The 21,487-nt window shown below is 66.6% G+C and carries 18 protein-coding genes and 2 pseudogenes; 7 read left to right on the top strand and 13 right to left on the bottom strand.

Annotated elements, in window-relative coordinates; translation table 11 throughout:
• Window positions 1-12 precede the first annotated feature (12 nt).
• Window positions 13-1,299, bottom strand: a complete 1,287-nt coding sequence (locus ABDC78_RS04550; RefSeq protein WP_347133322.1) for a hypothetical protein — start codon at window positions 1,297-1,299, stop codon at window positions 13-15.
• A gap of 255 nt (window positions 1,300-1,554) precedes the next feature.
• Here ABDC78_RS04550 and ABDC78_RS04545 point away from each other — a divergent pair.
• Both ABDC78_RS04545 and ABDC78_RS04540 read left to right on the top strand, forming a co-directional pair.
• A pseudogene (locus ABDC78_RS04545) lies at window positions 1,555-1,704 on the top strand (type II toxin-antitoxin system VapB family antitoxin); the annotation flags it as partial.
• A gap of 100 nt (window positions 1,705-1,804) precedes the next feature.
• Window positions 1,805-2,183, top strand: a pseudogene (locus ABDC78_RS04540) (VapC toxin family PIN domain ribonuclease).
• 76 nt (window positions 2,184-2,259) lie between these two features.
• On the opposite strand, the gene ABDC78_RS04535 reads toward ABDC78_RS04540, so the two are convergent.
• Window positions 2,260-4,683, bottom strand: a complete 2,424-nt coding sequence (locus ABDC78_RS04535; protein WP_178359092.1) for a CocE/NonD family hydrolase — start codon at window positions 4,681-4,683, stop codon at window positions 2,260-2,262.
• Between the two features lie 631 nt (window positions 4,684-5,314).
• On the opposite strand from ABDC78_RS04535, the gene ABDC78_RS04530 reads away from it, so the two are divergent.
• Together ABDC78_RS04530 and ABDC78_RS04525 are read left to right on the top strand one after the other, a co-directional pair.
• Complete coding sequence (locus ABDC78_RS04530; RefSeq protein ID WP_178359091.1) at window positions 5,315-6,949, top strand: fatty acyl-AMP ligase; 1,635 nt, start codon at window positions 5,315-5,317, stop codon at window positions 6,947-6,949.
• A gap of 48 nt (window positions 6,950-6,997) precedes the next feature.
• Window positions 6,998-7,798: a GAF and ANTAR domain-containing protein gene (locus ABDC78_RS04525; protein ID WP_178359090.1), complete on the top strand. Its 801-nt coding sequence runs from the start codon at window positions 6,998-7,000 to the stop codon at window positions 7,796-7,798.
• Here ABDC78_RS04525 and ABDC78_RS04520 read toward each other — a convergent pair.
• The 5 genes from ABDC78_RS04520 to ABDC78_RS04500 all read right to left on the bottom strand — a co-directional run bounded on the left by ABDC78_RS04520 (window position 7,795) and on the right by ABDC78_RS04500 (window position 10,928).
• Window positions 7,795-8,553, bottom strand: a complete 759-nt coding sequence (locus ABDC78_RS04520) for a GAF and ANTAR domain-containing protein (protein WP_178359089.1) — start codon at window positions 8,551-8,553, stop codon at window positions 7,795-7,797. The two genes, ABDC78_RS04525 and ABDC78_RS04520, sit on opposite strands and share 4 nt — an antisense overlap.
• A 33-nt stretch (window positions 8,554-8,586) precedes the next feature.
• Complete coding sequence (locus tag ABDC78_RS04515; RefSeq protein WP_178359088.1) at window positions 8,587-9,291, bottom strand: GAF and ANTAR domain-containing protein; 705 nt, start codon at window positions 9,289-9,291, stop codon at window positions 8,587-8,589.
• Between the two features lie 36 nt (window positions 9,292-9,327).
• Window positions 9,328-9,471 carry a hypothetical protein gene (locus ABDC78_RS04510; RefSeq protein ID WP_178359087.1) on the bottom strand — a complete coding sequence of 48 codons (144 nt, stop codon included), beginning with the start codon at window positions 9,469-9,471 and terminating at the stop codon, window positions 9,328-9,330.
• 6 nt (window positions 9,472-9,477) lie between these two features.
• Entirely contained in the window at window positions 9,478-9,636 is a 159-nt protein-coding gene (locus tag ABDC78_RS04505; RefSeq protein ID WP_178359086.1) for a DUF6307 family protein, read from the bottom strand.
• A gap of 92 nt (window positions 9,637-9,728) precedes the next feature.
• Window positions 9,729-10,928: a fatty acid desaturase gene (locus tag ABDC78_RS04500; RefSeq protein WP_178359085.1), complete on the bottom strand. Its 1,200-nt coding sequence runs from the start codon at window positions 10,926-10,928 to the stop codon at window positions 9,729-9,731.
• 208 nt (window positions 10,929-11,136) lie between these two features.
• On the opposite strand from ABDC78_RS04500, the gene ABDC78_RS04495 reads away from it, so the two are divergent.
• Window positions 11,137-12,297, top strand: coding sequence for a N(5)-(carboxyethyl)ornithine synthase (locus ABDC78_RS04495; RefSeq protein ID WP_178359084.1), 1,161 nt, complete (start codon window positions 11,137-11,139; stop codon window positions 12,295-12,297).
• Here the strand turns inward: ABDC78_RS04495 and ABDC78_RS04490 are convergent.
• Together ABDC78_RS04490 and ABDC78_RS04485 are read right to left on the bottom strand one after the other, a co-directional pair.
• Entirely contained in the window at window positions 12,290-13,093 is an 804-nt protein-coding gene (locus ABDC78_RS04490) for a transglutaminase family protein (protein ID WP_178359083.1), read from the bottom strand. The two genes, ABDC78_RS04495 and ABDC78_RS04490, sit on opposite strands and share 8 nt — an antisense overlap.
• A complete protein-coding gene (locus ABDC78_RS04485) occupies window positions 13,090-14,247 on the bottom strand; it encodes a glycosyltransferase (RefSeq protein WP_256736091.1) in 1,158 nt (385 codons plus the stop codon). The genes ABDC78_RS04490 and ABDC78_RS04485 overlap by 4 nt, the downstream gene beginning before the upstream one ends.
• 252 nt (window positions 14,248-14,499) lie before the next feature.
• Here ABDC78_RS04485 and ABDC78_RS04480 point away from each other — a divergent pair, with 252 nt between their 5' ends.
• Entirely contained in the window at window positions 14,500-14,637 is a 138-nt protein-coding gene (locus tag ABDC78_RS04480; protein WP_178359082.1) for a hypothetical protein, read from the top strand.
• Window positions 14,638-14,866: 229 nt separating this feature from the next.
• On the opposite strand, the gene ABDC78_RS04475 is transcribed toward ABDC78_RS04480, so the two are convergent.
• The 3 genes from ABDC78_RS04475 to ABDC78_RS04465 form a co-directional block, all read right to left on the bottom strand.
• Window positions 14,867-15,070, bottom strand: a complete 204-nt coding sequence (locus ABDC78_RS04475) for a cold-shock protein (RefSeq protein ID WP_178359081.1) — start codon at window positions 15,068-15,070, stop codon at window positions 14,867-14,869.
• A gap of 135 nt (window positions 15,071-15,205) precedes the next feature.
• Complete coding sequence (locus tag ABDC78_RS04470; protein ID WP_178359080.1) at window positions 15,206-15,691, bottom strand: DUF5994 family protein; 486 nt, start codon at window positions 15,689-15,691, stop codon at window positions 15,206-15,208.
• Window positions 15,692-15,996: 305 nt separating this feature from the next.
• Window positions 15,997-17,376 (bottom strand): cytochrome P450, encoded by a 1,380-nt coding sequence (locus ABDC78_RS04465; protein ID WP_178359079.1) that lies wholly within the window; start codon window positions 17,374-17,376, stop codon window positions 15,997-15,999.
• A gap of 81 nt (window positions 17,377-17,457) precedes the next feature.
• Here ABDC78_RS04465 and ABDC78_RS04460 point away from each other — a divergent pair, with 81 nt between their 5' ends.
• Window positions 17,458-19,671 (top strand): MMPL family transporter, encoded by a 2,214-nt coding sequence (locus ABDC78_RS04460; RefSeq protein ID WP_178359078.1) that lies wholly within the window; start codon window positions 17,458-17,460, stop codon window positions 19,669-19,671.
• Here ABDC78_RS04460 and ABDC78_RS04455 read toward each other — a convergent pair.
• A complete protein-coding gene (locus ABDC78_RS04455) occupies window positions 19,652-21,415 on the bottom strand; it encodes a bifunctional serine/threonine-protein kinase/transporter substrate-binding domain-containing protein (protein WP_178359077.1) in 1,764 nt (587 codons plus the stop codon). The genes ABDC78_RS04460 and ABDC78_RS04455 overlap by 20 nt on opposite strands.
• Between the last annotated feature and the right edge of the window lie 72 nt (window positions 21,416-21,487).

Raw genomic sequence — 21,487 nt, 5'->3', positions numbered from 1 at the left:
GCTCCGGCAGTTCTAGTACGGACATACGACATCACCGATGAACTTGCCGAGTTTCGAGCCGCCGAGTCCCCCAAAGAACGCGAAGAGGATGGCCCCGCCCGGAACCGTCACGGGTGCCAGGGGGCCACCGACAAGCCCAGCGGCCGCACCGAGTTCCGCACCACCCCAGCCGCCGGCACCACTCGCGACACCCGCAACCAGCGCGACGCACCTGTCCTTACCAGAGTCGGCCATCACCATGTCGAACACCGTCGTCGCGGCCGTCAGCGCCGGACCGCCGAACTTCATGGTCTTGCCGATGTTGTCGACCGAATCGGCGGTGATCATCGGCAACGAGCCGCCGCGCGCAATGTGCTTCTCCAACCCCGACATTCCCGAGGTGGTCGCCAACGAGAGGCTGTCGATCAACTCGACAGGGACCGCGCTGTGCCTGCCGTCCGCTGTGGTGAACCCGGCGTTCCGGTGGCCCGTCGGGTCCATCGACATCGTCAGGTTCGAGCCGTCGGCGTAGGTGATCGACGTGTAGTCGACGTCGTTGACCATCTCGTGCCACGAGCTCGTGCGCGCAATGAAGTTTCCGTTCTTGTCGAACTCCTCCATCATGAAGAAGTTCATCTTGCTCGTGTCGTCGTAAGGGTCCATGCGGTAGCTGACAGTCTTGCTGCCGTCCTGCTTGACGGCCGTCGTCACCTCGTTTCCGTACTCGTCGGTCGAGTAGGTGACTTCGCGGATGTTCTGCTGCTCATCTGCCGACCGGATCGCTTCCTGGGCGATCATGCCGACCGGCGATCGCGGATCAGGCACCTGATCGGCGGGGCGCCGATCCATGGGCAACAGCAGGCCGGCCAGATCGGCGTCGGGTCCGCTTTCCTTGACGAATCCGAACTTCTCGCCTGCCGCCACGACCGCGTCCGCCGTCGCATTATCGGCGTCGCCGACGGCGACCACCATCGTGTTGACCACGGCCTGCTCCTTCATCGCGACCGCCTGCAACTGGGCCATCTCCTCTTCGGACACGTACACGGGGTCGACGAGCACGACCCACTGGTCGGTCACATTCAACGCCCCGGCGTCGAGTGCGTCGGCATGGGAGAGCAACGGTCTGCTCGCAGCCCCGATCGATTCAGCGCCTTCGCTGAGCGCGGTCGCGACGGCGCTGACATAGTCGTGAAAGCGGTGGGCCTGCAGGTCTGCGCGCCCGAACATTGCGTCTGCCGCGTCGTGCGCAGGGCCTGACCACGCCTGCACCTCGGGAAACCGCTCGCACGCCTCATCGATCGCCGAAACCGCATCACGCACCCCGTCACCACCGGATTGAACGGCTGCTGATGACGTCGAGAGAGTATCCGGGCGCCAGCTTTCCAGCGTCGAACGAGAGGGCAGCACGTTCTGATTCTTTCGCACCCACGACAGGCCCAGGCGCACCAATTCTCCCGTCGAGACTGCATCCACGGCGGGAAAAACTGAGTGGCCCGCGCCGCCAGAACAGTCTCAACGGGGCATGTTGGCGATGTATGCTGACGACCAACATCGCCAACATCGAGGGAGCGCGCTGTGACCGTGACCCAGATCGACCTCGACGACGAAGCGCTGGCCGAGGTCATGAAGCTCGCCGGGGTGCACACCAAGAAAGAGGCCGTCAACCTCGCCATGCGTGACTATGTGGCCCGGTTCCGCCGGGCAGAGGCGCTGGCGCGGTCCCGCGCCGAGGCACAGAATTGGGACTACGAAGGCTGGCTCGCCGCGCGCGCCGACGAGAAGGCCACCGGGATTTGATCCAGTTCCTGGTGGACTCGTCAGCAGTCTGGCGTCTGCAACGGCACGCCGAACTCACCGAGGCTTGGAGCGTCCCTCTGCTCAGCGGGGCGGTGGGTTCGTGTGAACCGCAACGCGCCGAGTTCCGGCGATCAGCGCGCAACTCCGACGAATTCGACCAGATGAACACGATGTTCCGCGACGTCTACCCCGATGTGCCGGTCTCCAAATCGGTGTGGCAGTGGATTGATTCGGCACAACGCCGCCTCGCGCGCGTTGGTGCGGCACGCGCGCTGTCGGTCGTCGATCTACTCGTCTGCGGGACGGCGGCCGCCAGAGGACTGGTGGTGCTCCACGACGACGCCGACTACGAACTCGCTGAGCGCCACCTTCCGGACGTCACTGCGCGGCGGGTTGTCACTGCCTGACTCCCGTTGAGACTGCGACCACGGCGGAGAAATGTGAGTAAACCCCGCCGCCAGCGCAGTCTCAACGCCGCGGCGGCTAGGCAGCGACCTGCGTCACCTGGGCGGCGGCCAGCGTCGGCAGCTTCACCGACATCCCCTCGACCGTGATCGCGCCATAGGAGTAGAAGTTCAGGAAGTTGAACGTCGAGGTCATCACCTGCACGGTCACCGACTGACCTGGCTGCAGCGTGTGCGCCACCTGGTCCAGCGGCACTGTGACGGTGTGCGAATCACCATCCAGCTCAACGGGAATCGAGGTGGCCAGGTTGCCCAGCACCAGACCGGTCTCGTCGTCGACGATCTGCGCGTACACATGCTTCGCGCTGCCGGTGCCCGAATAGGTCAGCGTCAACTCCGGCGCACCCACGATGTGGGTCGTCGCCGTGGCATCGGGAACCTTCAGGTTGACCGCGTTCAGAGCCGGTGCCGCCGAGGGCAATCCGAGCAGCGCCGCGATCAGCCCTCGGGTGATGCCGAACGGGCTCGGGCCCGATCCGCCGATGAACGGGAAGATGAGAATGGACTTGTCGTCGTCGCGACTGGCCGTGACGGCCTCCCCCGTCGCCACCGGGTAGGTGTCCGAGGAGAACAGGTCGCCGTTCTGATCCACCCACTCGAACTGCGCGCCGGTGTCCACGTCCTCGCCCTTGACATGGTGGTCCAGCCAGTCCAGCGTCCGGCCGACGACGACGTCGCCGTTGTTGTAGCTACTCAGGCACGCGCCGTGACCGCCGCAGTACCACAACACTTTTGTCGTCGTTCCGGCCGCGATCAGCGCCTTGGCGTTGAGGTCGGCCTGCTCCAGCGTGAACAGGGTGTCAACCGTGCCCTGGATCAGCAGCGTCGGCGCAGTGATGTCACCGATCTGGTCGGCGTACCCGCGATCGATCAGCAGATCGAGGTCGGCCTGCGCGACCTTGCCGGTGAGGATGCCGATGATCGCTGCGGGCAGGATCCGCTCGTTCGGCCGCGACAGCGTGGCGACCAGCACGGCGCTCAGAAGCGTTCCCCACCCGCTGCGCACCGCTCCGTCGGGGAACAGCACATTGTCGAGGCTGTTCCACGCGATCGTCGGCACGATCGCGTCGATGCGGTGATCGATTGCCGCCGTGGCCAATTGGATACCGCCGCCGTAGGAGGCACCGACCATGCCGAGCTTCGGATCATTGGCTGCGTCGAGTTCGACTTCGGCCAGCGTCGCCAGATGGCTGATGATGTGCGAGACATCGCGGCCCTCGAAATCCGGCGACTGCAACTGCATCCGGCCACCGGAACGCCATTCACCACGCGGATCCCAGGTGACGACGTTGTAGCCCGCCTCCCGCAGCGCACCGATGCCGATGACGTCGTTGGGCAGGAAGCTGTCGGTCTTCAGCTCCAGCGTGGTCGAGCCGGGCAGACCGAGGCCTGAACCGGACAGCACCGTCGGCGCCTTCTCCCCCGCCTCCAATCCCTTGGCGGGCATGAAGTTGACGAAGATGTTGGTGCCGTCGAACGACTTGACGATGAAACTGCGGGGTCTCGGGCTGCCCTCCGGAGCATCGTGGTCGATCGGGAAGCCGATCACCGGATGCAGGATGTCACCGACAAACGGGATCACATGCAGCAGCCCGACTATCGGGGTCACGATCAATTCGCCGAGCACCGGGATCCGCTGCAGCCACTCCAGCGGCGGGGTCCACTCGATGATCTCGACGCCGGTCGGGACCGGGTACTGCTCGGCGGCCGCCACCGCCAGGCTGGTGCCGACCTCCGTCGCCGTCACGGCCGGGGTCTCGCCCGTCACCTCGCGGCCCGCGGCGACCAGCGACATCACCAGCGACGTCAACGCCGGAACAGCGGGGTTGCCGGTCGCGTCTAAAGACTCCTCCGGCGGGCTGACCGTGGAGAGCTCGGTTGTCACGACCTCGATCGGCGCAGCCTCGTCGACGGGCTCGACAGGCTCGACGGGCTCGACGGGCTCGACGGGCTCGTCGGCTTCGACGTCCGACTCCACGACCGGATCGACCTGGACGGGGGCGACCTCCACCGGCTCAGCGACTTCAACCGGCTCTTCGACCGGCTCCTCAGCCGGCTCTTCGACGATGTCCTCGACCTCGTCGACGGGCTCCTCGGCTTCGTCATCCGTCGCATCGTCGTTGCCGCGTTCCGCGACGTCCTCATCCACGTCAGCGACGTCGTCGGCGCCGTCCTCAGCCTCGTCGGCGTCGTCATCAGCGTCGGAGGCATTAGACTCGGAGGAGTCAGAGCCGCCGGCCGCGGCGTCCGCCGCATCCCGGGTCTTGGTGCGCTTGGGGTTGGCAGACGACTCGGACGTCGATGCCGAGGCAGACGGGCCGCTCGAAGCGGACCCTGATCCCTCGTCCGCCGCCGCCGCACCCGCTCCGACAAGAACCGCGGCACCGATTCCCAGTGCCACTGCCAAACCACCGACTCGACCCACGTGAGACCCCGCACCCATGGCTAAATGCTTACCGTGGCTAACCGCCCTCCCGGGCGTCTTTGGGCTTTTGGTTACTGATGAGTCAGTTCCCGACCCGCACGGCCACGGATTACGCACCGGGACGACCCCACCACCGACGATCCGGACCGAATGCCCCTGGCCACCGAGCGATAACGGAGGCGATATGGCGCTTCCGACAACCAGAACGACGACGCGCGTGCCGCACCCGCAAACGGGTACCTCACGTTAAGATCCACCCGGGTTGGTTCCCAGCCTCGCGGAAACGTCTCGGCGGCGATATGTCGTCCCTGCCGATCTCGACGTCAGCCGACCATCCACGTTTGTGTCCCCACGCTGGGGTTTTGATGTCGCAACGTTCCCAACCTCGTAACAATCCGTGTCGCATCGGACATGTAGCAACCGTCCTTGGCACTAAAGCCGGTACAGTCAGCGCGTCTGACATGTCGCGACCCTCGATCCGTTCGGATCGGGGACCGTCTGGAGTAGACGCGAGGAGGTCACGCGGTACCGCAGCCCATCGCCGGGCGGCGGCAGTCGAACTTCAGCGGCTCGCGCAAAACCTGACGGACCACGTTGTCCGCAGGGCACAGATCACAGGCGCCCACGCGCCAATGCATTAGGGGCTTCCATGAGCCGATTTACCGAGACCATGTACGCCAACGCCCAAAACAGCACCAAGGGCCTCATCACCGGTGAGCCGCACGCGCCAGTCCGCCAGTCGTGGGCTGAAGTGCATGAGCGCGCCCGCCGGGTGGCCGGCGGACTGGCCGCCGCGGGCATCGGGCCCGGCGACGCCGTCGCCGTGCTGGCCGGTGCACCGGTGGAGATCGCGCCTACGGCCCAGGGCATCTGGATGCGCGGCGCGTCCGCGACCATGGTGCACCAGCCCACGCCCCGCACCGACCTGGTGCGCTGGGCCGAGGAGACCACGGCCGTCATCTCCATGATCGCGGCCAGAGCCGTGGTCATCTCCGACCCGTTCATGGCCGCCGCGCCGGTGCTGGCGGGGCTGGGCATGACGGTGCTGACCATCGAGGACCTGCTCGCCGCCGATCCGATCGATCCGGTCGACACCGACGACGACGCCATCGCGCTGATGCAGCTGACCTCCGGATCGACCGGGTCTCCCAAAGCCGTCCAGATCAGCCACGCCAACATCGTGGCCAACGCCGACGCCATGACCATCGGCTGCGACTTCGACATCGAGAACGACGTCATCGTCAGCTGGCTGCCCTGCTTCCACGACATGGGCATGACGGGTTACCTGACGGTGCCGATGTACTACGGCGCCGAGCTGGTGAAGGTCACGCCGATGGATTTCCTCAGCGATATCCTGTTGTGGCCCAAGCTGATCAGCAAATACAAGGGCACCATGACGGCCGCGCCGAACTTCGCCTACAACCTGTTGGCCAAGCGGTTGCGCCGCCAGGCCACCCCCGGCGAGTTCGACCTGTCCTCGCTGCGGTGGGCGCTCTCGGGCGCCGAGCAGGTGGACCCGCTCGACGTCGAGGATCTCTGCGAGGCCGGCGCTCCGTTCGGCCTCAAGCCCGAGGCGATCATCCCGGCGTACGGCATGGCCGAGACGACGGTGGCGGTGTCGTTCTCGGAGTGCGGCGGCGGCATGGTCGTCGACGAGGTCGACGCCGACCTGCTCGCGGTCCTGCATCGTGCCGTGCCGGCGACCAAGGGGCACACCCGTAGGCTCGTCGCGCTCGGCAAGCCTTTGGACGGCCTGGAGCTGCGGGTCGTCGACGAGGACGGCGCCGAACTCGACGCCCGCGGCGTCGGTGTGATCGAGGTGCGTGGCGAACCGGTCACCAAGGGTTATACGACGGTGGGCGGATTCATCGCCGCCCAGAACGAGCGCGGCTGGTACGACACCGGCGACCTCGGCTATCTGACCGAGAACGGCGACGTGGTCGTGTGCGGCCGCCTCAAGGACGTCATCATCATGGCCGGCCGCAACATCTACCCCACCGACATCGAGCGCGCCGCCAGTCGCGTCGACGGGGTGCGGCCGGGATGCGCCGTCGCGGTGCGACTGGACGCCGGTCGGTCGCGGGAGACCTTCGCGGTGGCGGTGGAGTGCAAGGACTACGCCGACGAGGCCCAGGTCCGCCGGGTCGAACGGCAGGTCGCCCACGAGGTGTTTGCCGAGGTGGACGTGCGACCGCGCAACGTGGTGGTGCTTGCACCGGGAACCATCCCGAAGACACCATCGGGCAAGCTGCGCCGCGCCCACGCGCTCGCGCTGGTGAGCTGACCGAGACAAGCTTTCAGCCCGGCCAGGGGCGGGTACCGTCTAAGCACCATGGCTGATTACGACCCGCAGCCCGGTCGGGTCCCCCACGAAGATCTGTCGGCTTCGCAACGCAGAGCCGACCAGACCGACCTGCAAACAGGGCTGAGCGGGGTCGCCGGAATGGTGGCCGGCGCCCGCGGTGTCCGCGAACTGTTGCGCGATGTGGCCGCGTTTGCGACACACGCCATTCCCGGTGTCGACGGCGCGAGCGTGGTGTTGCTGCAGAGCCACGACAATCCGCTGCAGGTCCAGATGGTTTCCGCCACTGCGGAGTTCGTCGGTGCCATCGACGCCGTGCAGTACGACGAACTGCATGAGGGTCCGTGCATCACCTGCATGGAGTCGGGGCGCGTGACCGTCAGCGGCTCACTCGGCAGCGACGACCGCTGGCCGCGGTTCGGTGGCAGGGTGGCCCGGATGGCGGTGCACTCGGCGCTGTCAGTGCCGCTGATGGTGGGACATCACGTGATCGGCGCGATCAACGCCTACGCCCACACCCGAGATGCGTTCGGCGACCATGCCGTCGCATTGGGTTCTCAGTTCGCCGGACCGGCCGCGGTGTCGGTGCACAACGCGCAGTTGCTGGCCGGCGCCCGGGAACGGACCGAACATCTGCAGCGAGCCCTGGCCAGCCGCGCGGTGATCGACCAGGCGGTCGGCATCATGCGCAGCCGCACGGGAGCGACCGCCGAAGAGGCGGTCGACCGGCTCAAGCGGATGAGCCAGGCGGAGAACATCAAGCTCGCTGTGCTCGCCGAGCGGCTGGTGGACGAGGCCGTGCGGCGCGCCCGAGCCCGGCACCGCCCCTAACGCATCGTCCGATGGGCGAACTCGGTGAGGTCGGCGATCATCACCGGCCGGGAGTGCCGGTCGGTCATCAGCCTGCGGGCGATCTCGGTGAGGTGTTCACCCTTGGCGTGTGAGTAGGAACGCAGCAGATCGAAGGATTCCTCCACCGACAGGTCGAGGATCTCGCGCAGGAATCCCTTGGCCTGCTCCACGACGACACGGCTCGTCAGCGCGGAGCGCAGCTGCGGCAGCACGGTCGCCGGTGTCGGCGCCTGCCCCTGCAGGATCGTCACGCATGCGATGTGCGCAAGGGTCTGCGCGACAAGAAGGTCCGCGTCGCTGAGCGCACCCGGCCGCGTGCCGAACAGTCCGAGCGTGCCCAACACGAGTCCGGCCGCACGCATCGGCACGGCATGCACGGAAGCAAAGCCGGCGTCCACCGCTGCGGGAACGAACCTGGGCCAGCGTCGCACCGCCGTTCCCAGGTCAGCGACCGAGACCGGTTGACCGGTGGTGTAGCAGTCCAGGCTCGGACCCTCTTCGGTCTGCAGCTCGAACAGCTCCAGGCCGTGGGCCTGCGTGGTGGTGGCAGCCAGCAGTTGGAGCTGGTCGAACGGATCGGCGAGCAGGAACCCGGCGGCGGCGACGTCGAGCAACTCCGCACTGCGTTCGGTGAGGTCGGTCAACAGATCCATCACGTCGAAGTCGACGAGCAGGCTGTCCACGAGGGACACCACTGCATCCAATACCTGTGTCTCACGGGGAGTTTCGTTCATGTTTCCCTCCTTCCTAGTGCTCAGTTCGGCGCATCAGTCGGCATCCAGCCGCAAGCGGCGCTCGAGGATGTCGCGGGCCACCTCGGTGGCGGACCGGCCTGCGGCATAGGCATGCGCGCGCAGTCGAAGTAGCGCCTCGGTGGGCTCGATCCCCATCTGGGCGACGATCATGCCGGTGGCCTGGCTGACCTCCGCTCGCGACAGCGCGTTCAGTTCGGCCCAGGCGCTGCTGCCCGGTTCTGAGGCTGCAGCCTGCAGATCGGCGTCCAGCAGATCGAGAACCGGCACCGCGGCCAGATCGGCGGCGACGATGGCACCAGAGAGCTGGGGACCGGCGAGTTGCCCGGGAGCGTTGGAAAAGAAATCCAGGGCGCCGACATATTCGCCGGCGACCACCACCGGCATCGCGTACACGCCGCGGATCCGCATGTCGACCATGGCGGGTCCGTAGATCGGCCACCGCCCGTCGGATTTGTCCGCGAGGTCGGTGACCAGCACCGGACCCCTGCGGGTGACCGACTCCAGGCACGGCCCCTCGCCGAGGGTGAACTGCAGCTCGTCGTACATCCTGGCGTGCTCGCTACTGGAACCCAGCGTCCCGGTGTTGGCGCCGTCCCATACCAGTGAGATCGCCGCCGCATCGATGTCCAGGAGCGTCACGCACGCCTTACAGAGCCGGTCTGCGGCTTCCGCACCCCGCCGGCCGCTGACCGCAGCCAACAGCTGCTCGCGGATCACGGCATTCGACTGACCGGGCCCATGTCATTCCTCCGATCAGTTCCAGAACCCACGCTTTTTCCATTTCTTCTCGTCGCCTTCCACGTCGACCCACACTCCGGGGGCGTAGCTGAACGGCTGCCGGGCACCGCCTCGCATGACATCGAGGCTGCCATCGCTGAGTGTCACTGTGACAGTCACCAGGAGTCAGCGAACCTTTTCGGGGATCGAGTTCAGAACCTGCAGTACGTGCACGGCGAGTTCACCCGCCGCCTTGTCGCCGAGCTTGGAATGCTCGCTGATGGTGGCCTTGATCAGTTCGACACGTCGCTCGTAGGGGGATCGGATCGGGGTTGACACAGCCATGATGAGTTTCCTTTTCGATCAGGCATTTTCCGCTCACAATCGAGTTGCCCGATATGTCCCACGCTACGCCTATGCAAATCGGCGCGGTGCCACTAGCGACGTTTGCGTCCACGCTCCCGCAAGGCTGTCCTCAGGCCACCCGGCGACTTGCCGGGACCAGCACCGTCGAGGAACTTCCGTTCGGAAGCGGTTTCCGGTGCATCGTCGCTCGTGGCCACCAGGAAACGATCCGGGAGCGCCAGTTTGTGGATCGTTCGCAGCACCAGGAAGTACTGTCGCGCAAGAGAACTGCTGGTGTAGGGCAGATCGTACTTGTCGCACACCTCCCTGACCCGCACCGCGATCTGCGCAAGTCGGTTGCTGGGCAGGTCGGGGAACAGGTGGTGCTCGATCTGGTAGCAAAGGTTTCCGCTCGAAAACGCCATCAGCGGACCGGCATTGAAGTTGGCGGCACCCAGCATCTGCCGCAGGTACCACTCGCCCTTGGTCTCGTTGTCGAGGACGTCGGCGGTGAACTTCTCTGCACCGTCGGGAAAGTGGCCACAGAAGATCACCGCGTACGCCCAGAAGTTGCGCAGCAGGTTCGCGGTCACGTTTGCGCCCAGGGTTCTACGCCAGCGAGACCGGCTCAGCGCCGGCACGAGTACGTAGTCCTTGAGCGACTGCCGGGCGATCTTGGCGGCGAAGGCCTTCCTCGCCTCGACGACCTTCGCATGATCCGGTGTCAACCGGTCGCGCTCCGAGTGGATTCCGTGCAAGCCAATACCCCACTCGAAGATGCTGGCCAGCAACAGGTTCCGCAACGGCTGGAACAGGTGCTCGGGTTTCCATTCCTGGTCCCGGGTCATCCGGATGACACCGAACCCGAGGTCGTCGTCCACCCCGACGACATTGCTGTACATGTGATGTCGGTAGTTGTGCGAGTACCGCCACTGCGACGAGACCCCGACCATGTCCCACTCCCAGGTGCTCGAGTGGATCTCGGGGTCGTTCATCCAGTCCCACTGACCGTGGCCGACGTTGTGGCCGATCTCCATGTTCTCGATGGACTTCGCATAGGCCAGCGCGGCGGTCCCGACGGCCCAGCCGGTCCGCGATCTGCTGCATCCGATGACCAGGCGCGCCGCGACGTCCAACGTCCTCTGGAACTTGATGGTCCGTCGGATGTAGGCGGCATCACGCTCACCGCGTGATTCCTCGACGTCGCGGCGAATGGCGTCGAGTTCGTGGCCCAGGGCCTCGATCTCCGCTTCATTCAGGTGCGCGTACGCAGCGATATCGGCGATTGCCACTGTGGTGTCCTGTCGGTCTGTCCGGCTCGTGGGTATCTGGGCTATCGGTGGTAACCCACTGGTTGCGGACCACCAGCCGAGATCGATAGACGACGGCAGCTCGTCGGCGTTGCCTTAAGGCTAATGAGGCCTGCTGAATGCGTCAACGCGACCTGTAGGGTCAGGTCGGCGGGACCAACCGGGGCCCCATCTGCGGGGGGTCGGCGACATGACAGGAAGCGCTGATTCACAACGGCTTTCGCTGGGCGTTCTGGCCCATTCCCGCAAGCCCGATGAACGTAGACTCCCAATACATCCCGCACATTTCAGCAGGATCGATCCTGCGCTGAGTCCACGGATCTTCCTCGAGCACGGGTACGGCTCCTCGTTCGGCGCCACCGACGATGCTCTGGCCGACCAGGTGGCGGGCATTGCCACCCGGGAGCAACTCATCGCCGACTGCGACGTGATCCTGCTGCCCAAGGTCAAGGCCGAGGACCTTGCCGACATGCGGGACGGGCAGGTGGTCTGGGGCTGGCCGCACTGCGTGCAGGACTACGCGCTGACCCAGGTCGCCATCAACCGGCGGTTGACGCTCATCGCGTTCGAGGCGATGAACCACTGGAAGTCCGACGGCGGCTTCGGCCTGCACGTCTTCCACAAGAACAACGAGCTGGCCGGCTACTGCTCGGTCCTGCACGCCATGGCCCTGGCCGGGATCACCGGCAGCTACGGTCGCCGGCTGCGGGCCGCCGTCATCGGGTTCGGGGCAACCGCGCGGGGTGCCGTCACCGCGCTGAACGCCCACGGCGTCGACGAGGTGTTCGTGCTGACCAACCGCGACGTCGCCGCCGTCGCCTCACCCATCCACTCGACCCAGATGGTGCAGATGGGGTCCGACCCGGAGACCCCCGAGCAGATCTGGGCCGACACCGAGGACGGACGTGTCCCGGTGTCGCGGTTCCTGGCCGACAGCGACATCGTCGTGAACTGCGTCCTGCAGGATCCCAACGCACCCCTGGTCTTCGTCACCGAGGACGAACTGGCCGAATTCAGCCCCGGAAGCCTGGTCGTCGACGTCTCCTGCGACGTCGGCATGGGCTTCAGCTGGGCACGCCCGACGTCGTTCGCCGAGCCGATGATCGCGTTGGCCAACGGAGTGGACTACTACGCCGTCGACCACAGCCCGTCCTACCTGTGGAACTCGGCGACCTGGGAGATCAGCGAGGCGCTCCTGCCCCACCTGGATACGCTGCTGGCCGGGCCCGCGGCGTGGAAGCAGACCCCGACCATCGCGCGGGCCATCGAGATCGAGGACGGCGTCATCCGCAATCCGGCCATCCTGGCGTTTCAGAACCGCGACGAGACCTATCCCCATCACCTCAGGTGATCGACACCAACTCGTCGATGGTGTCGCGCGGGAGATCGCCGTCGACGTAGGCGGTCACCAGCAGTTTGTCCAGCGTGATCGAGCCGTCGTGGTTGTCCAGGAAGGCGATGTCGGCGGCGTCGCGTCCGGTGGCGATGCGCACCAGTGACTGCCGGGGCGCGAGAAGCGTCCCGTCGACCACCCGCCACTGCCCGTCGACGAACGCCTCGGCGACGGCATGGAAGTCCATCGGGTACAGCCCCGGCGCGTAGACCGACACCACGCGGGCGGGCACGTTGACAGCACGCAGCATGGCCACCGCCAGATGGGCGTAGTCCCGGCAGACTCCGGCACCGGCGAGCAACGTGTCCACCGCGCCGTCGATGGGGTCGCTGGATCCGGGCACGTAGCTCAGCCGACTGCCGACCCACCTCGACACCTTCTCCAGCAGGGTTGCCGAATCGCGGTAGCTACCGAATTCGGTTGCGGCGAAACCGAAGAACTTGTCGGCCTCGGCGTAGCGGCTGGGGCGCAAATACATCGACAGGTCGTACTCGGTGACCGGCGCCGGGTCGGTACGACCGATGATCGTCGCGGTGTAGTCGACCCTGAGGAATCCCACCGGGGCTTCCATCTTGTGGATCCGGTTTCCGTGAGTTCCGCTGATCTCCCTGGCCTGCACCGGGTTTCCGTTCAGCGTGAACGACAGCGACTCGTACACCTCGGTGTGCGGATGCGGTGCGACGGCGATCTGGAACTCCAGCGTCGTCGGTGCGGTGATGCCGACTTCGAGCTCTGCGCCCACGACTCGTTTCATCGGCCGGCGTTGAGTGCCCTGTGCTCGGCGATGACCCGCTGCGCCAGATCGATGTAGGACCTGGCCACCACCGGCCACGCCATCTCGGGGGCCAGCGCCCGGGCTTCGGAAGCCATGGAGCCCGCCAGGCGGGGTTGGGTCAGCACCCGCCGCAGCGCCGACTGCAGCGCGTCCGGCTCGTCGTGGTCCACCACGATGCCCGCTCCGCAGCTGAGCAACTCGACGGCGTGCGGGAATGCGGTGGCGACGACCGGCCGACCGCTGGTGACGGCGTCGACGAGCACGCCGGAGGAGACCTTGTCGGTGGAGTCGTAGGGCAGCACGATCACCGCGGCCGACTGGATGAGGGTGGTCAGCATGTTGCCGTCGTAGTGCCGCGGGTCGAAGGTGACCGAATCGGACACCCCGGCGGCCCGCGCCCGCTCGATCAAGGACTCGCGGTACGCCTCGCCGTCACTGGCCAGGACCTTCGGGTGCGTCCGCCCCGCGACCACATAACGCGGCCGGCCGGGCACGTCCTGCAGGGACGCCATCGCGTCGATGACCCGCTCGATGCCCTTACCCGGACCCAGCAGACCCCAGGTCAGGATCGTGGGCCGAGCCGAACGCTTCGCGCGGGGCACTGTCGGAAGGGTCGCGCCGTGCGGGATCGTGGAGACCTTCTGGCTGTCGACGCCGTACACCGCGCTCAGCCGCTTCCGTGCGGCCTCGGACAGCGCCACCACCCGACTCGCCTTGGCTGTGATCGTCTCGATCACCCGACGCTGTTGCGGCGTGGGGTCTTTGAGGACCGTATGGGCAACCAGGATCGACGGAACCTGCAGGCTCTCGAGGAGGGTGATCACTTCCTCGCCGTCGGTGCCGCCGTAGATACCGAACTCGTGCTGGATCACGGCGACATCCAGGCGGTTGAGGGACGCCGCACATTCTGCGACCGACTGCGGCGAGCCGGTGACCAACTCGCCGACCACCAGGTCGTCGGAGGAGGGCTCGCCGTCGGCCACCCGCACGACTCCGACCTCGGAACCATGCACTCGAAGCGCGCCAGACAGGCCGGCGCTGAACCTGGCCACCCCGCACGGGGTGGGAGGGAAGGTGCTGATGATGCCGAAGCGGACAGAACGGGAAAGTGGTTGCCGCACCGCAGGAGCCATCATCGAATTGAAGGTGGGCACAGAATTCAAGACAATCCCGACGTACGGTTGTTACCGGCATATCCGGCGTGAGCGGTTGCTCGGCGAGATCAGCGGATGACAGCTGACACATCCCGGACTGGCTGGGTTCCCAACACCAGCAACGCTACACCCTGGCGTTTGTCCTCGCGACGCCACCCGACGGCTGGAGCAGGGGCGTATGGTCGATCCATCGGGACCGTCCAGGCCCCCATGATGATCAAGGGGCCAGCGATGTCTGACAAATCTCCTCGCCAAGGAATGTCCAAGAAGTCCGGGAAATCTCTGAAGGAGAAACGCGCGGACAAGAACGCCAAGGCCGCCGGGAAGTCCTCGGCGATCGAGGACGTGGTCTCCAACAAGAAGCGCTGACGCGCAACAGCTTCCGGTCAGACGGGTCACCGCCACTGTGCGGTGAGTCGCACGACCGTCAGATGGCGCACCAATTGAATTCGGCGACAGTACTTTTCATGCCGCCAGCGCGAACGCGTTGAGAGACAAGGTTTTACAGTGCTCTAAATGCTGCACACACCTGGTGGAACGAGATGTGGGCTGGTGGGATAAATCCCACCAGCCCACATGTAAGCGTTGGAGTCGTCTATCAGACGACAGTTACGCCCACAGCCTGAGGACCCTTGGCGCCCTGTTCGATTTCGAACTGAACGCGCTGGTTCTCCTCGAGTGAGCGGTATCCGCTCCCACCGATTTCTGAGTAGTGAACGAACACATCTTCTGCGCCGCCATCGGGAGCGATGAATCCGAAGCCTTTATCGCCGTTGAACCACTTCACAGTTCCCTGTGCCATACTAATCAACTTCCGTCATTCTGAATGGATGTCAGACAGACATCCCGCTCAAGGCTAGCACGGTAGGCGGCGCGACACGAACCTTGCACAAGCCGCCACCAGCACAGTGCTTTTCAGGGCCGACCAGCGGGTGAGTCACGTACTGATCGGGTCGCACCACTTCGCGCTCTCGGCCTCGGCGAGCCGCATCACCACGCGGGCCGTCTCGAAGAGCCGGGCGTCGCCGGTGCCACCGGAGGTGGGCAGGCCCGCTGCGGTGCGCAGCACCATCAAACCGAGCGCCTGTGACGTCATGCTCGGTATGACAAGAAGTTTCGCGCTGGCCGTCTTTCCGACGACCACCATCAGGCGGGGCCGACGGTGATGGTCGCCGGCACGCATCAGGCGCGCGCCGGTGGCAATCGTCTCCAGGTCGAGCTGACCTTCGGTGGACGACCAGTTGATGCGGATGTCGACGATCTCCCCCAGCGGCCGGTGCAGGGCACCGACCAACTCGGGCAGTTCGGTCGCGACCGAGGCGGTGTGCGGCCACCAGGCGCCGTCGATCTGTGCGCCCAGTGGGCTTGCGAGGGTGACCCTGATGGGTCGCGAAGCGCGGCGGGACCGCGCCAACCCGTTCACCGGGATGGCGAATCAGCAGGGGGGGTCTTTTTCGGCTGGTCGGAGAAAACGGGAGCCTGGACCGGCTCGTGTGAACTCGAGTTGGAGGTCTCCTCCGGCGCCTGACGATGAGAGAACAGATCAGACGAATCCATAAGCAGCGTCCTTGAGTGGTACGGGGCCATACCCCGCACTGTGTCCGAGCGAAGAGAATCGCGTCGCGGGCTGAGTATTGTCACACCGGAATCTGTCGCAATGGACTGTCGGCGCGTACTCGCCTGAGGCCCAGACTACACCCACCTGCCTTTCAGCAGCGGCAAACACCCTCAGCTCGACGCCGCGGACCTGCTCGCGGGGCACGCCGCCGCCTGCGTTCCGACCTGCGACGAAACCGCGCGTCTGGCCCTGATGCGGACCCGCGCACCCCGGTGCGGCACGAAGATCACGTGTTTGAGGCGCCTGCGCTCCCCCGCGGCCGCAGTGGTGTCCAGCTCGACGCGGCGCAGTATCTCGCGCAGCACCACCCGGAACTCGACCATCGCGAACGTCGCCCCCAGACAGCGGCGGTTGCCGCCGCCGAACGGCAGATACGTCGACGGACCCAGCGTGGCGCCGCGCATGCGGTCCGGGTCGAACCGGTCTGCGTGCGGGTAGACCGCGTCGCTGGCGTGCAGCACCACCATGCCCGGGATCACCATCACCCCGGCGGGCAGCAGATGACCGGCGAGCTCGACCGGCTCGGTGAGAACCCGTCCGACGTCGAAGACCACCGGCCGGATCCGCAGTGTCTCCTTGACCACCGCGTCGAGGTAGTCGTCGGGATCGCCCTCCCGCGCGGCGCGCACCGCTCTGGCCAGGATCGCGGGGTGCCGGGTCAGCCGCTCCAGCGCCCACGACAACCCGGTCGCGGTGGTGTCGTGGCCGGCCACCAGCAGCGTCATCAACTGATCGCGCAGCTCGCGGTCGGTCATGCCGGCCTCGCCCGCCTGCACCAGCATCGCCAGCGCGTCGGTGCGCCGGGTGATGTCCGGGTCGGCGCGCCGGTCGGCGATCTCGGCGTAGAGCAGCCGGTCGGCCTCCGCGATCGCCTCACGCACCGTCTGCCACGGGCGCCGGCCCATCAGCTTCGGGTTGGTGATCGCCAGCGCCTCCCACGGACCCACGCTCAGCAGCCGCGGCATCACCTCACGCAGCGCGGCCAGGCGCGCGGGATCAGTGGCGCCGATGACGGTCCGCAGGATCACCTCGAGGGTGATCCGCGACATCCGCGGCGCGACCGGGAATGTCGTGCCGACGGGCCAGCCCGCGATGTCGTCGGCGGCGATCTGCGCGATCACGTCGGTTTGCGCCGCGACGGCGTCGCGGGCGAACGGCGCAAGCATCAGCCGGCGCCGATCCCGGTGCACATCTTCGTCGACCACCAGCACCGAGGTGTCGCCGAGCAACCCCTTGAGCATCGAATTGGCTTCTCCCGCATGGTAAATGCGGGGATCACCGGCGAACACCGTCTTGATGTCCGCGGGGTCGGTGAGATAGACCAGCGTTCCCATCGACGCCACCCGCAGCGTGAACGCCGCGCCGTAGCGCCGTTGGCAGGCCGCCACAAAACGCTGCCCGAACTTCAGCATCAGCGCGGCCTGGACCGTCGCCGGGAGTTTCGGGCCGGGCGGCAACGAGGTCTGAGTCGCCGGAGACACTGTGGCCATCGTCCCAGCGTACGAGCGTCGTCACGGAGATCACACCCCTTTCGCGCGTGGATCTCGCGGCGGCGGGGCACCTGAGTGCACATGTCTCGTTTTCTGTTCACTGTGGGTGGTTTCAGCTTCCGCCGCCGTCGGCTCGTCCTGGGCATGTGGCTGGCGGTTCTGGTTGGTGTCGCTCTCGCATTCGTCGGCGCGCGTGGCGAGCCCAGCGACAACTTCACCATTCCGGGCACCGAATCCCAGCAGGCCGTCGAGCAACTGCAACAGAACCTGCCCGCATTCGCCGGTGCGCAGACCCAGCTCACGTTCGCCGCGCCCGAGGGCAAGACGATCACCGATCCCGCGCTGGCCGCCGGCATCGATCAGGCCGTGGCGAACCTGGGATCGATCTCCGACATCGCCACTGCCGCCGGACCGAGCCAGACCAGGCAGGTCTCCCCCGACGGCCGCGTCGGTCTGGGCACCGTGCAGTGGCGGGCACCGCCCGGCGAGGTGGCCGACCCGGCGCTGACCGCTCTGGAATCGGCGATGGAACCGGCGCAGGCCGCCGGCGTCCAGGTCGAATACGCCGGCAGCGTGTTCCCCGGCTACAAGGTCGCCGTGCCCCACCTGCCCGAGATCATCGGCATCGGCGTGGCATTCCTGATCCTGCTGATCACGTTCGGTGCGATCGTCGCCGCCGGGTTGCCGATCCTGACCGCGAGCATCGGCGTCGGCATCGGCGCGCTCGGCATCTTCGTCGTCGCGGCGTTTGTCGAGATGCCCACCGCCGCTTTGTCCTTGGCATTGATGCTCGGCCTCGCCTGCGGCATCGACTACGCCCTGTTCATCCTCAACCGCTACCGCAACAATCTGCTGTTGCTGATGCCGCGCGACGAGGCCGCCGCGCTGGCGGTCGGAACCGCAGGCGGCTCCGTGGTTTTTGCGGCCCTGACGGTGATCATCGCGCTGTGCGGTCTGGCGATCGTCGGCATCCCGTTCCTCACCTACATGGGCGTCGCCGCGGCGGTCTCGGTGTTCATCGCCATGCTCATTGCCCTGACCCTGCTGCCTGCGCTGTTCGGCTTCTCGGGTGCGAAGGTCTCGAAGTTCATCAAGGCGCCCCTACAGCCGGGCCGGCCGAAAGAGGTGGCCCAGGTCGCGGCCTACACGCCGCACCGCACGATGGGCGCCGCGTGGGCACGGTTCGTCGTGCGGTTCCGCACATCGCTGCTGGTCGGCGGATCCGCGATGCTCGTCGTGATCGGATTGCCGGCGCTCTCCTTGCATCTGGGTCTGCCCAGCGGCGCTTCGCAGCCCGAGTCGAACACATCGCGCCAGGCCTACGATCTGACCGCCGAGCACCTGGGGGCCGGCTTCAACGGCCCACTGCTCGTCGTCGCCGATCTCTCCGCCGCGACGGATCCGCAGGCTCCGCTGACCCTTGCCGCCAACCTCGACCGCGAAGCCGGCGTCGTTGCGGCCCAGCCTGCCGCCGCGCAGGGGCAGACCGCCGTCATCCAGGTCATCCCCGAGACCGGCCCCAACGACACCGCCACCGCCGACCTGGTCAAGCAGATCCGCGCCGATCGTGACGTCATCGAAGCCGATACCGGCGCAACGATTCTGGTCGGCGGGACCACCGCATCCAACATCGACACCTCCGACAAGTTGGCCGCCGCGCTGCCGATCTTCCTGGTCGTGGTCGTCGGGCTCGCGTTCATCCTGCTGACCATCGCGTTCCGCGCGGCGATGGTGCCGATCACGTCGATCATCGGGTTCCTGCTGTCGGTGTTCGCCGCCATGGGCGTGCAGGTCGCCGTCTTCCAATGGGGATGGGGCGCAGACCTTCTCGGCATCACGCCGGGCGAGACGATCAGCTTCCTGCCAATCATCGTGCTGGCCATCATCTTCGGCCTGTCCAGCGACTACGAGGTTTTTGTGGTCTCGCGCATCAAGGAGGAACTGGGCAAGTCCGGCGGCGATGCCGTCGAGGCCGTTCGCACCGGCGTCGGACTCTCGGCGCGGGTGGTGACATCGGCGGCGCTGATCATGTTCGGGGTGTTCATCGCGTTCCTGGCCGGTGGCGACCCGATCATCAAGTCCGTCGGGCTGACCCTGGCCGTCGGTGTCTTCCTCGACGCGTTCGTCGTGCGACTGACGCTGATCCCGGCCGCGATGAGCATTCTCGGCGACCGGATGTGGCGTCACAGCAAGTGGTTCGACAAATACGTCCCGGACCTCGACATCGAGGGCACCTCACTGGAGGCCAGGCACCCGAACCCGGTTGCGGTGACTGCTACCTCGTCGCGCCGTTGATCACCGGCGTGTCGATCATGCCGCGCTCGACACCCCACATCGTGGCGATGGCCCGGTAGTCACCGGACTCCATCAGGTGCTCGAGGGCCAGCCGCAGCGATTCGGCCAGCTCCGAACCCTTCTTGACGGGCCAACCGTACGGAGCGGAGTCGAAGACGTCGCCTGCGGGCACCAGATCGCCGCGGCTGAGCTTGATCGCGAAGCCCGTCACCGGTGAATCGGCCGACATCGCGTCGACCTCGCCTGCGATCAGCGCGTTGGTCACCTCGTCCTGACTGAACGAGACCACGATCTCCACGGGCGCCTGACCCGCGGCCACACACTGATCGCTCTTGCGGGGCAGTTCCTCGGTCTCCTGCAAAGTCCCTTGTGCCACACCGACTCTCACCCCACACGGCGAGTTCGGGTTGGGCGCGGTGCCCGACCGCTTGGCCCACTGGGTGCCCGCCTGGAAGTACGTGACGAAGTCGACCGACGCCTCGCGCGCCTTGGTGTCGGTGACCGACGACATCCCGACGTCGGTGGTTCCCTCCAGCACCGATGGCAGGATCATGTCGAAGGAAGTGTCACGGTAGTCGGGCACCAGGCCGAGGACCTCGGTCACCGCGTTCATCAGTTCGACGTCGAAGCCGACCAGTTGACCGTCGGCGTTCTTGAACTCCATCGGGGCGTAGGGCACGTTCACCCCGATCACCAGGCGGCCCCGGTCGCGGATCTCGGCCGGAACGGTCGCCGCGATCGACTCGACGGCACCGGCAGGCAGGGGCGGCGCGTCACCGCCGGCGTCTCGCCACGGCGCCCACACCCACAGGCCGACCGCGGCCAGCGCCACCACCAGGGCTGCGGCACCCGCCGCGAGCAGCGATTTGTTCGGCCTCTTGGGTTCTGTCCGTGCCGCGTGCCGGGAGCCGCTGCCGTCACGGCGCACCGGGGCGGTCAGCGCGCGCCGCGCCGCCTGGGCCAGTTCACCGGCCGTCTGGTAGCGCTTGGCGGGCTTCTTCGCCATGCCCTTGGCGATCACCTCGTCGAAGGGCGCCAGCCGCGGATCGCTGTCCGACGGGCGCGGCAACGGCGAGACCATGTGACCGGCGATCTGTTGCTCGAGGCTGTCGGCCGGGTAAGGCCTTGAGCCAGTGAGACATTCGTACAGCACACAGGTCAGCGCGTAGATGTCGGAGCGTGCGTCGACCTCGCCGCCCTCAAACCGTTCCGGCGCCATGTACGCCAGGGTGCCCAGCGTGCTGCCCGCAGTCGTGAGCCCCGACTCGCCCGCGCTACGGGCCAGACCGAAGTCGATCAGGTACACGAAGTCGCGACCGGTGATCAGGATGTTGGACGGCTTGATGTCGCGGTGGATCAGACCGTCCTTGTGCGCGGCGTCCAGCGCGTGGCCGACCTGCTCGACGATCGAGACGGCGAAGGCCGCGCCGAGAGGCTTCTCGCTGCCGGAGAGAATCGTGCCCAGATTGCGGCCTTCGATGAGCCTCATGTCCAGATACAGCCGGCCGTTGATCTCGCCGAACCCGTGGATCGGCACCACATGGGGGTCGTTGACGCCCGCGGCCGCCTGCGACTCGCGACGGAACCGCGCCTGGAAGACCTCGTCGGTGGCCATGTGGTGCGGGAGGACCTTGAGCGCGACGACACGGTCGGTCTTGGTGTCGTAGGCCTGGTAGACCTCTCCCATTCCGCCCTGGCCGATCAGCTTCTGGAGCTGATAGTGCCCGAATGGTGTCGCATTCACCGGTGGTCTCCTCGGCTGCGGCCAATCGGTCTGTGGATCGAAGCTACATCACGTTTGCCGGGGCTACCCGGA

The sequence above is a fragment of the Mycobacterium sp. DL genome (assembly GCF_039729195.1).
Lineage (GTDB): Bacteria > Actinomycetota > Actinomycetes > Mycobacteriales > Mycobacteriaceae > Mycobacterium > Mycobacterium hippocampi_A.
The sequence above is the reverse complement of the archived record's forward strand: the minus strand, read 5'-3'. Positions and strand labels throughout refer to the sequence as shown.

Bases quoted from the DNA above. Each gene is read 5' to 3' on its own strand.
- ABDC78_RS04535 (WP_178359092.1), bottom strand. From the start codon at position 4,683: ATGGGTGCGGGGTCTCACGTGGGTCGAGTCGGTGGTTTGGCAGTGGCA.
- ABDC78_RS04495 (WP_178359084.1), top strand. From the start codon at position 11,137: ATGACAGGAAGCGCTGATTCACAACGGCTTTCGCTGGGCGTTCTGGCC.
- ABDC78_RS04520 (WP_178359089.1), bottom strand. From the start codon at position 8,553: ATGAACGAAACTCCCCGTGAGACACAGGTATTGGATGCAGTGGTGTCC.
- ABDC78_RS04525 (WP_178359090.1), top strand. From the start codon at position 6,998: ATGGCTGATTACGACCCGCAGCCCGGTCGGGTCCCCCACGAAGATCTG.
- ABDC78_RS04485 (WP_256736091.1), bottom strand. From the start codon at position 14,247: ATGGCTCCTGCGGTGCGGCAACCACTTTCCCGTTCTGTCCGCTTCGGC.
- ABDC78_RS04480 (WP_178359082.1), top strand. From the start codon at position 14,500: ATGTCTGACAAATCTCCTCGCCAAGGAATGTCCAAGAAGTCCGGGAAA.
- ABDC78_RS04505 (WP_178359086.1), bottom strand. From the start codon at position 9,636: ATGGCTGTGTCAACCCCGATCCGATCCCCCTACGAGCGACGTGTCGAA.
- ABDC78_RS04475 (WP_178359081.1), bottom strand. From the start codon at position 15,070: ATGGCACAGGGAACTGTGAAGTGGTTCAACGGCGATAAAGGCTTCGGA.
- ABDC78_RS04530 (WP_178359091.1), top strand. From the start codon at position 5,315: ATGAGCCGATTTACCGAGACCATGTACGCCAACGCCCAAAACAGCACC.
- ABDC78_RS04490 (WP_178359083.1), bottom strand. From the start codon at position 13,093: ATGAAACGAGTCGTGGGCGCAGAGCTCGAAGTCGGCATCACCGCACCG.
- ABDC78_RS04465 (WP_178359079.1), bottom strand. From the start codon at position 17,376: ATGGCCACAGTGTCTCCGGCGACTCAGACCTCGTTGCCGCCCGGCCCG.
- ABDC78_RS04460 (WP_178359078.1), top strand. From the start codon at position 17,458: ATGTCTCGTTTTCTGTTCACTGTGGGTGGTTTCAGCTTCCGCCGCCGT.